The following is a 13019-nucleotide window of genomic DNA, read 5'->3' on the forward strand; positions in this document are numbered from 1 at the left end:
CTGCCTGAACCCGAAGGAATTCATGATTCGCGTTGCATCGGTTCCGTCCTCGCACGCCTATGTCCGACACCTGCAGCCCGTCGTCGGCGACTCCGCACACGCGGCGTCGGCCGAACCGTCGGTGATCGTGCTGCCCGATCCGGCCCCTGTTCGAGTCGACGTACCCGACCAGTGGTGGCCTCCGCGGTTGCTCGATGCTCGGTGGCTCGCCGAACAGACTGACGTGGACTTCGACGTTCTGCACGTGCATTTCGGGTTCGAGTCCTTTTCCCCGGACGAGCTCACCCGTACCGTCGACCATCTACGCGCCCACCGGCAGCCGTTGGTCCTGACGGTCCACGACCTGCACAATCCCCATTTCGCGGACAACGCCGATCACCTGCGGCAGTTGGACGTACTGGTTCGCGCGGCCGCCGCCGTCATCACCCTCACCGCGGGTGCTGCTGCTCGGATTCACGATCGGTGGGGCGTCGAGGCAACGGTGGTCGAGCATCCGCACGTCGTGCCGCTCGAGCGGATGGCACTCCCGCGCCCGGTGTCGGATTCGTTCGTCATCGGTGTCCACGCCAAGAATCTGAGGTCCAACATCGACGCGTTGGCAGTGATGGACGCAGTGGTCGAGGCTGCTCGGGCGCTACCCGACGCAACGGTGAGACTGGACATCGACGAGGACGTCTTCGAGCACTCCAGCCACTGGTACAACCCGACGGTCGGCGCGAAGCTGCTGGACTACAACAGCTTTCCCGACGTCGACGTACGCGTGCACCGACGTTTCGACGACGACGCGCTCTGGGACTATCTGTCGTCGATCGATGTCTCGGTGCTGCCGTATCGATTCGGAACACACTCGGGCTGGCTCGAGGCCTGCCGCGACCTCGGTACCGCCGTCGTCGCATCCGACTGCGGCTTCTACGCAGATCAGGCGCGGGTGCACAGCTTCCGGATGGGCATCGACTCGTTCGATCCCGCCTCGCTCGTCTCTGCCGTGCGGGCATCGCACGCAGAACGCGTTCCGGCAGTCGATTCCGGAACCAGATCAGAACAACGTCAACGAATCGCAGCAACTCATGCGGCGATCTATTCAGCAGTGATCAAGGAGATGCGTTGAACGAGAACCCACTTCGCATCGCGGTGCTGGCGTCATCGAGTTTTCCGGTGGCACAGCCTTTCGCGGGCGGCCTGGAGGCACATGTCTACAACCTGGTGCGTGCGCTCACCGAGCGCGGGCATCAGGTGAGTCTGTTCGCTGCGGACGGGTCGAGCGTCGACCTGGATGCGACCCTGCTACCGGTGCGGACGTTGGATCTGACTCCGATCTCCATCGCCGACGTCGCGATCACACCCACCGCGATTCGTGAGCATCATGCGTATCTGGCGGTGATGCTCGAACTCGCCGGAACACTGTCTCGGTCCTTCGACATCGTGCACAACCACAGCCTGCACTACCTGCCGCTGGCGATGTCGGCGACGCTGTCGGTACCGATGGTGACGACACTGCACACACCGCCGTTCGCGTGGCTGGAGTCCGCAGTTGCGCTGGCTCCTCCCGGTGCCAACACGTTTGCCGCGGTCAGCGAGTTCGCCGCCTCGCAGTGGGCCGATGTCACCGCCGGGACCGTCGTCATTCGCAACGGAATCTCCCTGGCGGACTGGCCGTTCGGTACCGGCGGAGACTACGTGGTGTGGTCGGGTCGGGTGGTCCCCGAGAAAGGGGTGCACCTGGCCATTGCGGCTGCGAAGGAAGCAGGCCGCTCGCTGCGTATCGCCGGACCGCTGAGCAATCTCGAGTATTTCCACGAGTTCGTCGAGCCGATGCTCGACGAGAACATCCGCTACGTCGGTCACCTCGATCAGCCCGCTTTGGCGGCGTTGGTGGCCGGTGCCGAGGTAGCGCTCGTCTCACCGGTCTGGTCCGAGCCGTACGGCCTGGTGGTGGCGGAAGCACTCGCCTGCGGCACCCCGGTCGCCGCGTTCGCACGAGGCGGCATACCGGAGATCGTCGATGCATCGTCGGGAGTGCTGGTAGCGGCCGACGACGTGCACGGCCTCGCGGCGGCGATCCCCGCGGCGGCAGCGCTGAGAAGGTCGGACGTCCGGGCGCGCGCGGAGCAGGTGTGCTCGATGGATCGGATGGTGGACGAGTACGAGGCCCTGTACCACTCGACACTGGCTGCGGCTGCGGACAAGCTCGACGACCGGCTCGCGATCGCATGATCGGGTATTACGCCCACCACCACGGGGTCGGTCACATCACCCGTTCCGATGCCATCGCGCGGTCGATGGCAGAGCCGATGACGGTGCTGTCCTCGCGCGCTCGACCGGCAACGCATGCGGCGGCCGAGTGGATCTCGCTTCCGCTCGACGTCGACGATTCCGTCGAAAGTGCTGCCGCGGAGGATAGTTCGGCCGGAGGGGTGCTGCACTGGGCGCCTCACGACGTGGACGGTCTGACCGAGCGGATGGCGATCATCGCGGAGTGGGTGGCGCGCGAGCGGCCGCGAGCGGTGGTGGTCGACGTATCGGTGGAAGTGGCGATGTTCTTGCGACTGATGGGTGTTCGGGTGATCGTGATGGCAATACCCGGGGAGCGGGACGATCCGATTCACGACCTGGCCTATCGCGCGGCGACCCACATCGTCGCGCCGTGGTCACGCGAGGTCTACGACCCGACCTGGCTGCGTCCCTTCGCGGAGAAGACCACCTATGCCGGCTCGATCAGTCGATTCGCCGAGCGCGAGCGAGTCACTGCCCACGCCGATCCGACGGTGGTGGTTCTGGGTGCCGCCGGTGGCACGGAGCTGACCCGAGACCTGGTGGACTCGTGGTCGGCGGTGGACGCCCGATTCGAGTTCCGCGCACTCGGCGTGGCAGGGGGCGACTGGGTGGACGACGTGTGGCCGGCGTTGTGTTCGGCAGCGCTCGTCGTCACGCACGCCGGCCAGAACGCCGTCGCCGACGTCGCCGCCTCGGGCGTGCCCGCCATCGTCGTGCCGCAGGCTCGACCTTTCGACGAACAGTCGGCCACCGGACGGGCCCTGGCCCACGGGTCGGTCGCCGAGGTGCTCGACACGTGGCCGTCCGTCGCGCGGTGGCACGCAGCGGCGAACCGCGCTCTCGACATCGGTGGCGGTCGGTGGTCGGCTTTGCGTACCGCGGGTGCACCTGCCCGCGCCGCCAGGGCGATCGAGCAGGCCGCACCTCGCGCGGTGCGACAGTGAAGACCGTCGTCGTCACCGTGGTGTCCGGACGACACGAGCACTTGGCCGCGCAGGTGCGTGGTCTGGGTACATCGACCGCAGAGCAGGTCGAGCACGTCGTCGTGTCCATGGGCGACAACACGATTGCCGACCTGCTCGACCGAACCGGTTCGCCCGCCACCTATCTCGAGATGCCTGCGCAGCATCCGCTGCCGCTGGCGGCTGCTCGCAATCTGGGTGCGGCCGCGGCAATCGATCGCGGCGCGGAGTTGCTGGTGTTCCTGGACGTGGACTGCATCCCCGGTCCGGAGACGATCGAGCGATACCGGCGTGCGGCAACACTGCCCGGCAACGAGCGATCGCTGCTCTGTGGTCCGGTGACCTACCTGAAAGAGAAGGACATCGGTGCCGAGGGTGAGGTCCTGAACTCTCTGACCGCGCCGCATCCGGCGCGGCCGAATCCACCGGTCGACACCGTCGAGCACGGAGACAACTTCGACCTGTTCTGGTCGCTGTCCTTCGCGGTCGGGGCGGCGACCTGGGCCGAACTCGGCGGCTTCTGCGAGGACTACACCGGCTACGGCGGTGAGGACACCGATTTCGCAGCGACCGCGGAGGCGTCGGGCATCGGGTTGCGGTGGGTCGGCGGGGCGCACGCCTACCACCAGTTCCATCCGGTCTCCGATCCTCCGGTGGAACATCTCGACGACATCGTCACCAACGCGCGCACGTTCTTCGATCGATGGGGTCGGTGGCCGATGATCGGCTGGCTCGACGCCTTCGCCGCACGCGGCCTCGTCGAGTTCGACGGCTCCCGGATTCGCCGCACGGCCGACCGATTCGTTTAGGCTGGGTCCAAATTCGGCCGAATGGAGTCTGGACGTGCCTACGCCTTCTCACCCGTTGCTTTCGCTCGGATTTCTCACGATCGGGCTCTTCGACGAGTCCGATCCAGCACGCGGCCACGAATCGACGTTGAACATCATCGAACTCGGCGAGCAGCTCGGCTTCGACAGTGCATGGCTTCGGCATCGCCACCTGCAGTTCGGAATATCGTCGCCCATCGCAGTCATGGCTGCGGCGTCGCAGCGGACCCATCGGATAGCGCTCGGTACAGCAGTGACGCCACTGGGTTGGGAGAACCCACTGCGACTGGCAGAGGACCTGGCGACGGTCGACGTGTTGTCCGGTGGGCGGATCAATCCCGGAGTCAGTGTGGGACAACCGATGCAGTTCGACCGGGTCAAGCATTCGCTCTATCCCGACACCGCGGATACCGAGGATTTCGGGTACGAACGGGTATCGAGGCTACTCGGGTTCGTCGCCGGGGAGCCGGCGTCGACGTGGTCGGGGACCGAGGGCATCGAGTCGTATTCCGCTCGCGTGCAGCCGCATTCACCCGGTCTGCGTGGTCGGATGTGGTACGGGGGAGCGAGCCTGCGGTCGGCGCAGTGGGCCGGTGAGAACGAGATGAATCTTCTGGTCAGCAGCGTGGTGCGCGCCGAGGAGTCGACCGATTTCGACGACATCCAGCTCTCCCACATCCGGCGCTTTCGTCGGTTTCACCCGGCCGGGAACGATGCGAGGGTCTCGCAAGGGTTGGTGGTGATCCCGACCGACAGTGCGAGCCCGTCGCAGACGGCCAAGTACGAGGAGTACGTGCGTGGGCGATCGGCACGCACGCTCGAGCCACAGGGTCCGGCTCGGATGATGTTCGCGCCCGACCTCGTCGGGACTTCGGACGTGATCGCCGAGAAGTTGTACGCCAACAAGTCTTTTCGTGAGGTGAACGAGGTGGCGTTCGCACTGCCGTTCAGCTTCGACCACGAGGACTACGTGCAGATTCTGACCGACATGGCACACACGCTCGGGCCCGCACTCGGATGGGCACCTGCACAGCAGTGAGGGCGATCGGGTCGGTGCCCGATCGCCCTCACCCAGGTGTGACTAGCCGCCGGTGATCGGTGAGTTGAAGGCACACGGGATCGACTTCGTGGGGAAGCCCTTCGGATCCAGTGCGTTCTTCACGATGCCGATCGCTCGAGGCGAGACGGAGATCGACAGGTGATCGGACAGATCGATGCCGCAGCCGTCCTGCAACGTGACGTTGTTGACGGTGGCACCGGGACCCGCGGTGAGGAACGTCGTCTTGTAGGGGGTCACCACCTCGTCGTACTTGGTACCGATCACGGTGTACTTGATGCCGGGGTCGGTGTCGCCGCCCACTGCCAATCCCTTGACCAGAGCGGAATCGATGACCTGGTCCGAGGCTGCGGGTCCGGCGATGGCACCGACAACGCCGAGCACGTTCAGACCCAGGTTGTTGATCGTGCGACCGAGCGTGCCGATTCCGACGAGAGTGGTGCCGTGGTTGGACCCGGCGACGCTCACGACGGTGTTCACCTTGTTCTTGGTCGGATCGGCGGGGTTGGCACCACCCTCGAAGCGAAGGTACTGGCGGGTGACGAGTCCGCCCTGGGAATGGCCGACGATATCGACCTGCGCAGAACCGGTCGCGGTACGCACGGCGTCGATGTACGTGGCGATCTCCTTCGCGCTGGATGCAACGGATGCGGTACCGCGCAGTGACGGGAGGTTGCCGACGATGCTCGGGTCGCTGTCACCGTAGTTCAGCGCGAAGATGCAGTAGCCCTCCTTCTTGAGCGCAGGCGACATCCGCGCGAAGTTGTTGTAGGCGTTCTCCCAGGTGCCGTGCAGCAGCACGACCGGACGCGGATGTGCCGCCGACGGCTTGCAGTTCCAGTCGTTGGCACCCTGAGGTGCGACATTGGGATTGACGATGCTGTAGAGGAATCCGGCCAGGAAGTTCTTCTGTTCCGGTCCGTAACCCGTGGTCTCGGTCCGTGGGTCGTAGGTGACGGTCGCGGGAGCGGCCGATTGGATGTTCGGCTGGGCTATTCCCTGGTCGGCTGCCTTCGGTGATGCCTCGGTCGGGCCGGGGGGAACGACAGTGGCACCCTGCACGGTGGCAGGCGGGGCAGGCGGGGCAGGTGCGGGCGCGGGCTGTGCCTGTGCTGCGACACCGGCACCGAGGGTGAGTGAGCACGCCATTGCCGCGATCATCGCAGCGCGCACCGTCGCTGCCTTCCGCGTTGCGCGGAGGGTGGACCGAGAAGTGGTCATGGAGCCTGACTTTCGACGAGGGTTGATGGACAAGGCGGAACAGTAGGTGCGGATTCGGGTCGTATGCGCCCTCCTGCCAGGCGTTTGGAATCTGGCCGCAACCGACGCGTCATCTGTGAGAAATCGTCACAATTGAGCTCCGGGGGACGAATCTGGATGGACTGCCGGATATATTCGGTAAAACAATCCACAGGTTTGATTTTTGTTCTACTGTTCGTGTGTCTGCCGCCCGGTCTCGCTCGATGTGGCTGCACGCGCGACGGTGAGACCGAGCGATCCGTCGAGGAGCCGGTCGGACGGGGAAGCGAACCCGAAGAGGGTGTCGAGTTTCGAGGGGTGGGGTCTTCGGTGACGGCAGCAGAGAGCGTGCACGTGTCGCAAGAGGAGTACGTCAGCGGGCGGCGGGCCTCCGACCGTCTGCGGACGCCGAGAGAGACAGCCGCGCGCATGTTGGATCAGTACTTCGGTGAACCCGAGGACACACCACCACCGCGCGAGTGTGCCCGCGGTGAGCTCGACGACATGACGACGACCTGCTGCGAACTGGCGACCGGTGTCCTCGAATCCGGTCGGCTACCGATACCCGGTGCCATGGACGTCTTTCGCGACGCGGCAACCCGATGGGCCCGAGACGGTGTACCGCTCGGCCGGATCCAACATGCCATCAACGAGGGCTGCGCACTCGCTGTGCGACAGGCGTCCCGTTCGGTCGACGAGGACGCGGGCGATCGGCTGGTCGAGGGAACCGTCCTGGTCATGGAACTGTTGGACGTCGTCACCGCGGCGGTGTCCGATGCCTACCTGGTCGAGTTTCGGACGCTGACCCAGAACGGTCCCCGTCACGACGTGGAACTGCTCGACGCGCTGCTGACCGGTGACGGCACGGCTCGTAAGATCGCCGACCGGATGGGTACGCTGCTTGCCGAGGATTATCACGTTGTCGCCCTGCACATTCCGGCGCACGCCGAAGAGGGTGGCCGACGGATCGACGCGGCGATGACGGCGGCTCGAAAGCTGCGAAGAATGCACTCGGCGCTGGCGACGTTCGACGCGGAGTACCTGCCCATCGCCTCGATCAGCCCCACCGGCGGAACCGTCCTGCTGCCCGATGTTCCCGGTGTCGACATCGGCGAACTCGTCGATCGTCTCGCCGACGCGGGTCAGGTGGTGATGACCGCGACGACCGGGTCGGCCGCGGTCGACGACATCGCCACGACCGCGCCCCACCTGTACGAACTGCTCGGTCTGGTGCGTCGACTCGGATACGCACCCGGGACCTACCGGATGTCGGATCTCGTGTTCGAGTACCAGGTGAGCAGGCCGGGCCTGGGTCGCAAACATCTCGTGACACTGATCGATCCGCTGCGCGATTCCGTCGATCTGTTGCCGACGCTGCAAGCGTTCGTCGACTCGGACTCCAACCGAAAGAAGACGGCCACCTGGCTGACGGTGCATCCCAACACCGTCGACTACCGCTTGAAGAGGGTGGAGCAGCTCACCGGGCTCGATCCGATGAAGCCGTCCGGACTGCGAAGACTGCATGCCGCGCTGATCGCCGACCGCCTCGAGGCCCGCCGCGTTCCGGTGGACGAGCGATCACTATGACTGCGCCGGACGGCGCGGTGCTGGCAGCATCGGCGGCGCTCGATTCGGTGGAGTCCGTCGCTGCTCTCTTCCAGCCCGTCGTCGAACTCGCCACCGGTACCGTCGTGGGATACGAGGCCCTGGCCAGGTGGCCGTCTCCGAGCCTGGCCGTTCCCGAAGACGTCTTCGCGCTGGCCCGAGAGCGTGGGATGGTGGGTCGCGTCGATGTGGCGTGTCGCGCCGCCGCGTTGCGGGCAGCACGCGAGTGCGCGTATTCGCGTCGGGTGCGCTTCTTTCTCAACATCGAGCCGGGTTGTTTCGCCGACGAACGTGACGTCGCCACCCACCTCGATGCGATCGGTGACGATCTCGACGTCGTACTCGAGATCACCGAGCGAGACCTCGACCGAAACGTCCCGTTGCTGATGGCCCTGGTTCGAGGAGCCCGCGCTCGCGGCATGTCGGTGGCCATGGACGACGTGGGTGCCACGCCCGCGACGTTGGAACTGCTGGCCGCCGTCGCGCCGGACATCGTCAAACTCGACGCGTCGATCATCCGATCTCCGTATCGGTCGCGTGCCGCGGTGCGGCAGGTGCGCGCGTACGTCCGCACGAGCGATGCAGTCCTACTGGCCGAAGGAATCGAAACCCACAGTCATCTGCGTCGTGCCAAGTCTCTGGGAGCAACCCTCGGTCAGGGTTGGTTGTTCGGCCGTCCATTGCCGTTGCCGAATCCGCCGATCTGATCGGTGGCCTGCAACGAGGAAACCCCGCACCTGCGACGGCCGAGGCCTGGGTGCGGGGTTTCGATTCGACCGATCGAGACGATCAGTTCGTGAACTTGTCCTTGATGTTGCCTGCAGCGTCCGAGACGTCGTCGCCGACCTGCTTGGTCTTGCCCGACGCCTGATCCTTTGCGCCTTCGGCAGCAAGATCGTCGTTGTCGGTCTTGTGGCCGATCTTTTCCTTGGCTTCGCCCACGAGCTCTTCTGCCTTGTGCTTTGCCTTGTCGATGAAATCAGCCATGAGAACTCCTCGAAATCGATTGTCTTCGTCCGTTCGGGGAGAGCTATACCCGCGATCGGAGTCGGTAATCATGCACAGCGCGTCCGGGTTGTGCCGGGCCGATTCGGGTAAGCGCGCTCCATGGATCAACACAACGACGCCGAGTCGGCCTCCGAGACGCCCTCGCCCGAACACCAGCGCCCGAGCGGCGTGGACGACGCGACAGTGGCCGCGGTGGGAAAGCTCTCCGAGGCCCTCGAATGTGTCGAGCGTGCTCGTGGGCATCTCTACTCGTTTCACCAGCTGATGGGGCACGCAGATCTGCTGCTCGGCGACGCGGTCGATGCACTTGCCGATGCAGGCCACACCACTGCATCCGAGCGGATCGACACGGACATGATCGGTCGTAACATCGCACCGGGGCGGTGGACCTTTCAGCTCGTCGAAGAATTCGACGACGGATATTGGGGCCCGTTGCGCGAACACGATCGTGCGGTGCGAAACGAGTTGATGGACGGGCGTCGCCACGTCTTCGAGGCCGAGATGAAGGAGAAGCGTCGAACCCACGGCCGCAGCGGGCACGAGGCCAGGCCGACCGACTGACCCTTCGAAACGACGAACACCGACCTCGCCGGGTCACGGCGAGATCGGTGTTCGGATGGATGGTGTCTAGCCTGCTTGCTTCGCCGCGTCGACCTCGCTGGTCGCGTTGGCGGTGGAGAGCTGACCACCGGAATTCTCGAGGTGTGCCCGCACGAACCAGTGGAAGAGTTCGAGCTGCGCGCTCTGACCGATCAGCATGTCCTCGGTCACCGGGTCGATCTCGCCGACCTCTTCGATGTTCTTGCGAGTGGTCTCGATGACCCCGGTGTACACCAGGTCGAGTGCACCGAGGTGCTCGATGGCCGTCGCGCGACCGATCGAGTAGTCGTCCCAGCTGCGCTCGGAGACGATGGTGCCCGGTGTGCCCTTGGCCGAGGAGCCGAGGGTCGCGATGCGCTCGGCGACGTCGTCCGCGAAACCGCGAACTGCTTCGACCTGAGGATCGAGCATCTCGTGTACCGAGATGAAGTTGGGTCCGACGACATTCCAGTGAATGTGCTTGAGAGTCAGATGGAGATCGTTGTAGGCGTTCAGTCGATCCTGAAGGATCGCGGCGACGCGCGCGCCCACTTCCGAGGTGAGTCCGGGAACGGTGTACGAGTTCTTTTCAGCCATGCGCGTTGTTTGCCCCATCCCCTCGGAACACAAACATGCCCCGCCGAATCGAATTCGGCGGGGCATGTGTGGTGAGCGGTCAGGACTTGTCGAGTCTCGGCGAGTCCGTGCCCGACGTTCCGGTCGACGAGGTGCCGGCCGAGGAGGTTCCGTTCGTCGGATCGACGATCGGGCTGTCGGCAGCGACCTGGTCGATCGCGTCTGCCGTGTCTTCCTCGGGAGGATTCTTCAGGCTCAGGATGATCGAGCCTGCCAGGACCACGATGATGACCACCAGGCTGACCAGAGACGGGATCTCGGGGATCGATGTGCTGATCACCTTGTGTCCGGCCTGCAGGATCAGCTTGACGCCGATGAAGGCGAGGATGATCGCCAGTCCCTTGGACAGGTAGTGGAACTTCTCGAGCAACCCTGCGAGCAGGAAGTACAGGGCGCGGAGACCGAGGATGGCGAACGCGTTCGAGGAGTAGACGATGAACGGGTCGTCGGTCACCGCGAGGACGGCAGGAACGCTGTCCACGGCGAAGACCAGGTCGGCGGCTTCGATCGCCACCACGACGGCGAGAAGTGGTGTGGCCACCCGCTTGCCGGCTTCCTTGACGAAGAACTTGGTTCCTTCGTATTCGTCGCGGACAGGAATGATCTTGCGAAGCAGGCGAACTGCGATCGAGGTACTCGGGTCGTACGAGTCGTCCTCGTCCTTCATCAGCTTGTAGGCGCTGTAGAGCAGGATCGCTGCGAAGACGAACAGAACGGCAGCGAACTTGCTGACGATGGCCACACCTGCGGCCAGGAAGATCGCGCGGAAGACGAGGGCACCGATCACACCGAAGAACAGCACCCGGTGCTGGTACTCACGGGGAACCTTGAAGTAGCCGAAGATCAGCGCGAAGACGAAGAGGTTGTCGACGGACAGACTCTTCTCGAGCAACCAGGCCGTCGTGTACTCGACTCCGGCCGTGGTTCCCAACGTGAAGAACACCACGATGCCGAAGATGATCGCCACGCCGACCCACAGTGCGCTCCACCATGCGGCTTCCTTGAAGCCGATGATGTGCGCACCGCGGTGCGCCAACAGGTCGATGGCCAACAGGATGAGGACGACGGCACCGAATGCCGCCCATGCCCACCACGGGACGACGTTCATGAACGGCCACCTCTATTCGTGAATTTGCTGCCGAGTTGCTTCAACTTCGCCTGATTCTCGGGCTTGGTTGCGTACCGACGTGCTTGATCGATCATCTTCTTGCCCTGTGGGCTGCGAGCGAACGATGTCAATTTCTGTGTCAACGACGCCATTTGTCACATGCTCCTTTTCGTTCTCGTCTGTCTTCGTCCTACCGGTGTTCCGGCCGTGCGTTCGGGCCTCTGCGGAAAACGCTCGGTCATTCCGCGACTACTCCAGTGTGACTGTTCGCTTTCCTGCAGGCATGGTCGTTTTGCGGACACGTTTCGACCGATTTGGTTGCCTGGTTACGGCAATTCGAGCAGTCTGTACCCGTTACGACGGCGAGCGAACCTCGGGCCAGTCGAGCAGCTTCGCTCCGAGTACCGCCGTGTGCAGCGCGAATGCCTCGACGGGGTTGCCCACATTCTGCCCGGTCAAATCCTTTATTCGAGACAATCTGTAGGTCACTGCCCGCACCGACAGATGCATCCGGCGTGCGGTGGATGCGGTGTTCGCGCCGGTGTCGAAGTACACCTGCAACGTCTCCAACAGGGGACCCGCCCCGCCTCGCGCGCCCAGCAACGGTGTCAACAACGTGTCGACCAGATCGGCGATCGCCGCACGGTCACTGATCAGGACGCGGTAGACGAGCAGATCACGCGCATCGATCACGGATGCGTCGAACCCGAGCGAGGCGGCGAGATCGAGCGCGTCGAGGGCTTCCCGATACGACGCGGCGACACCGACCGCCCCGCTGCGTGGGCGGCCGATCCCGATCTGCGTCCGGCCGTATTCCCCTTTGCGCCGGAGGTCGACCGATTCGCTCGACGCCGAGTTGGACGTACCGAGGGCGCGTCCGACCCGGTCGAGGACATGGTCGACGGCGTCGAGGTCGGGTGCCGGGAACACCAGAATCAACCGGTCCTGCTTGGTGGCCACGAGCAATTCGGCGTCTCCCTTGCTGCCCTGCACGCTGCGCTCGACGAGGGTGATGGCAGAGCTGGCGTCGGTGAACGGCTTGGTCGACGTCACCACGGCCACCACGTGCGGGCTCGACAGGTCGAGGCCGAACGTCTGCGCGCGCCCGAGGACCCCGGCGACATCGGAGGTGCCCGAGAGCAGATCGTCGACGAATTCACGGCGGGCGAGTACTTCGGCTCGCACGAGAGTGCGCCGGGCGAGCTGAAATCCCTCGGCCAGTTCGGCCACCGCGTCGTCGACCGCGCGCAGCATGACCTCGCCTGCGGTGACGACTCCGGCCGGGTCGTCCGCGGCGGCGACGACAGCGGGTAGTTCCCGCCACAGCCGCCACGCAGAGGTCAGGTACAGGTCCAGCAACGCCCGCAGTGCGACGCCTGCGCGGGCAGCAGCATCACCCTGCGCTCGAAATTCCTGCAGCTGCCCGCGGTTCAGTGGGACGCCTGCATCGACGGCGTCGGCGAGAACGTCGAGGAAGCTGCCCAGTAGAGCGACGTCGAGTCCGCCTGCGTCCGAGGCGGCCTGCGCAGCGACCGAATCGAGCGGTAGCGCATCGCGCTGTGTGGCCATCTGTTCTCGTGTCTCCCATCCGACTCGAGGCCAATGGTAGGCATCGAGGCTGCGGCGAAGAAACGGACCGGTGTGGGAATCGACCGATTCCACCGCGTGTTCGGCGTGCGAGAGGCGGTATCGGGGAGCACAATCAGCCGATCCGCACCGTTCGT

General features: G+C 64.9%; 14 protein-coding genes. 8 read left to right on the top strand and 6 right to left on the bottom strand.

Going from position 1 to position 13019, the window contains the following annotated elements; genetic code table 11:
• The first annotated feature begins 22 nt into the window (after positions 1-22).
• The 5 genes from CH274_RS00130 to CH274_RS00150 are packed head-to-tail and all read left to right on the top strand — an operon-like array spanning position 23 to position 5102.
• Entirely contained in the window at positions 23-1108 is a 1086-nt protein-coding gene (locus CH274_RS00130; protein WP_094645441.1) for a glycosyltransferase, read from the top strand.
• Entirely contained in the window at positions 1105-2214 is a 1110-nt protein-coding gene (locus CH274_RS00135) for a glycosyltransferase (RefSeq protein WP_032397620.1), read from the top strand. The genes CH274_RS00130 and CH274_RS00135 overlap by 4 nt, the downstream gene beginning before the upstream one ends.
• Positions 2211-3218 carry a glycosyltransferase gene (locus tag CH274_RS00140; RefSeq protein ID WP_094645440.1) on the top strand — a complete coding sequence of 336 codons (1008 nt, stop codon included), beginning with the start codon at positions 2211-2213 and terminating at the stop codon, positions 3216-3218. The genes CH274_RS00135 and CH274_RS00140 overlap by 4 nt, the downstream gene beginning before the upstream one ends.
• A complete protein-coding gene (locus CH274_RS00145) occupies positions 3215-4045 on the top strand; it encodes a galactosyltransferase-related protein (RefSeq protein ID WP_094629380.1) in 831 nt (276 codons plus the stop codon). Before CH274_RS00140 ends, CH274_RS00145 begins: the two co-directional genes overlap by 4 nt.
• Before the next feature lie 34 nt (positions 4046-4079).
• Complete coding sequence (locus CH274_RS00150) at positions 4080-5102, top strand: LLM class flavin-dependent oxidoreductase (protein ID WP_094656473.1); 1023 nt, start codon at positions 4080-4082, stop codon at positions 5100-5102.
• Between the two features lie 42 nt (positions 5103-5144).
• Here the strand turns inward: CH274_RS00150 and CH274_RS00155 are convergent, their stop codons facing one another.
• Positions 5145-6341, bottom strand: a complete 1197-nt coding sequence (locus CH274_RS00155; RefSeq protein WP_045196069.1) for an esterase/lipase family protein — start codon at positions 6339-6341, stop codon at positions 5145-5147.
• Between the two features lie 348 nt (positions 6342-6689).
• Here CH274_RS00155 and CH274_RS00160 point away from each other — a divergent pair, with 348 nt between their 5' ends.
• Both CH274_RS00160 and CH274_RS00165 read left to right on the top strand, forming a co-directional pair.
• Positions 6690-7946 (top strand): PucR family transcriptional regulator, encoded by a 1257-nt coding sequence (locus CH274_RS00160; RefSeq protein WP_032398269.1) that lies wholly within the window; start codon positions 6690-6692, stop codon positions 7944-7946.
• Complete coding sequence (locus tag CH274_RS00165) at positions 7943-8671, top strand: EAL domain-containing protein (RefSeq protein WP_094656474.1); 729 nt, start codon at positions 7943-7945, stop codon at positions 8669-8671. Before CH274_RS00160 ends, CH274_RS00165 begins: the two co-directional genes overlap by 4 nt.
• 82 nt (positions 8672-8753) lie before the next feature.
• Here CH274_RS00165 and CH274_RS00170 read toward each other — a convergent pair whose 3' ends face one another.
• Positions 8754-8951: a CsbD family protein gene (locus tag CH274_RS00170; RefSeq protein WP_027496220.1), complete on the bottom strand. Its 198-nt coding sequence runs from the start codon at positions 8949-8951 to the stop codon at positions 8754-8756.
• Positions 8952-9071: 120 nt separating this feature from the next.
• Here CH274_RS00170 and CH274_RS00175 point away from each other — a divergent pair, with 120 nt between their 5' ends.
• Complete coding sequence (locus tag CH274_RS00175; RefSeq protein WP_094656475.1) at positions 9072-9533, top strand: hypothetical protein; 462 nt, start codon at positions 9072-9074, stop codon at positions 9531-9533.
• A 66-nt stretch (positions 9534-9599) separates the two neighbouring features.
• Here the strand turns inward: CH274_RS00175 and CH274_RS00180 are convergent, their stop codons facing one another.
• From CH274_RS00180 to CH274_RS00190, 4 genes are all read right to left on the bottom strand, one after another.
• Complete coding sequence (locus tag CH274_RS00180; RefSeq protein ID WP_032397614.1) at positions 9600-10148, bottom strand: Dps family protein; 549 nt, start codon at positions 10146-10148, stop codon at positions 9600-9602.
• 79 nt (positions 10149-10227) lie between these two features.
• Entirely contained in the window at positions 10228-11295 is a 1068-nt protein-coding gene (locus CH274_RS00185; RefSeq protein ID WP_032397613.1) for a TerC family protein, read from the bottom strand.
• Entirely contained in the window at positions 11292-11447 is a 156-nt protein-coding gene (locus tag CH274_RS29005) for a hypothetical protein (protein WP_179275604.1), read from the bottom strand. Before CH274_RS29005 ends, CH274_RS00185 begins: the two co-directional genes overlap by 4 nt.
• Positions 11448-11649: 202 nt before the next feature.
• The gene (locus CH274_RS00190; protein WP_045200073.1) at positions 11650-12864 is read right to left on the bottom strand and encodes a PucR family transcriptional regulator; all 1215 of its coding nucleotides are present in this window, start codon (positions 12862-12864) and stop codon (positions 11650-11652) included.
• Between the last annotated feature and the right edge of the window lie 155 nt (positions 12865-13019).

It is taken from the genome of Rhodococcus sp. 06-418-5 (assembly GCF_002258285.1).
Taxonomy (GTDB): domain Bacteria; phylum Actinomycetota; class Actinomycetes; order Mycobacteriales; family Mycobacteriaceae; genus Rhodococcoides.

What these genes read in the sequence shown, in the direction of transcription:
- CH274_RS00130 (WP_094645441.1), top strand. Translation starts at nt 23, where the DNA reads ATGATTCGCGTTGCATCGGTTCCGTCCTCGCACGCCTATGTCCGACAC.
- CH274_RS00140 (WP_094645440.1), top strand. Translation starts at nt 2,211, where the DNA reads ATGATCGGGTATTACGCCCACCACCACGGGGTCGGTCACATCACCCGT.
- CH274_RS00155 (WP_045196069.1), bottom strand. Translation starts at nt 6,341, where the DNA reads ATGACCACTTCTCGGTCCACCCTCCGCGCAACGCGGAAGGCAGCGACG.
- CH274_RS00165 (WP_094656474.1), top strand. Translation starts at nt 7,943, where the DNA reads ATGACTGCGCCGGACGGCGCGGTGCTGGCAGCATCGGCGGCGCTCGAT.
- CH274_RS00170 (WP_027496220.1), bottom strand. Translation starts at nt 8,951, where the DNA reads ATGGCTGATTTCATCGACAAGGCAAAGCACAAGGCAGAAGAGCTCGTG.
- CH274_RS00175 (WP_094656475.1), top strand. Translation starts at nt 9,072, where the DNA reads ATGGATCAACACAACGACGCCGAGTCGGCCTCCGAGACGCCCTCGCCC.
- CH274_RS00180 (WP_032397614.1), bottom strand. Translation starts at nt 10,148, where the DNA reads ATGGCTGAAAAGAACTCGTACACCGTTCCCGGACTCACCTCGGAAGTG.
- CH274_RS00185 (WP_032397613.1), bottom strand. Translation starts at nt 11,295, where the DNA reads ATGAACGTCGTCCCGTGGTGGGCATGGGCGGCATTCGGTGCCGTCGTC.
- CH274_RS29005 (WP_179275604.1), bottom strand. Translation starts at nt 11,447, where the DNA reads ATGGCGTCGTTGACACAGAAATTGACATCGTTCGCTCGCAGCCCACAG.
- CH274_RS00190 (WP_045200073.1), bottom strand. Translation starts at nt 12,864, where the DNA reads ATGGCCACACAGCGCGATGCGCTACCGCTCGATTCGGTCGCTGCGCAG.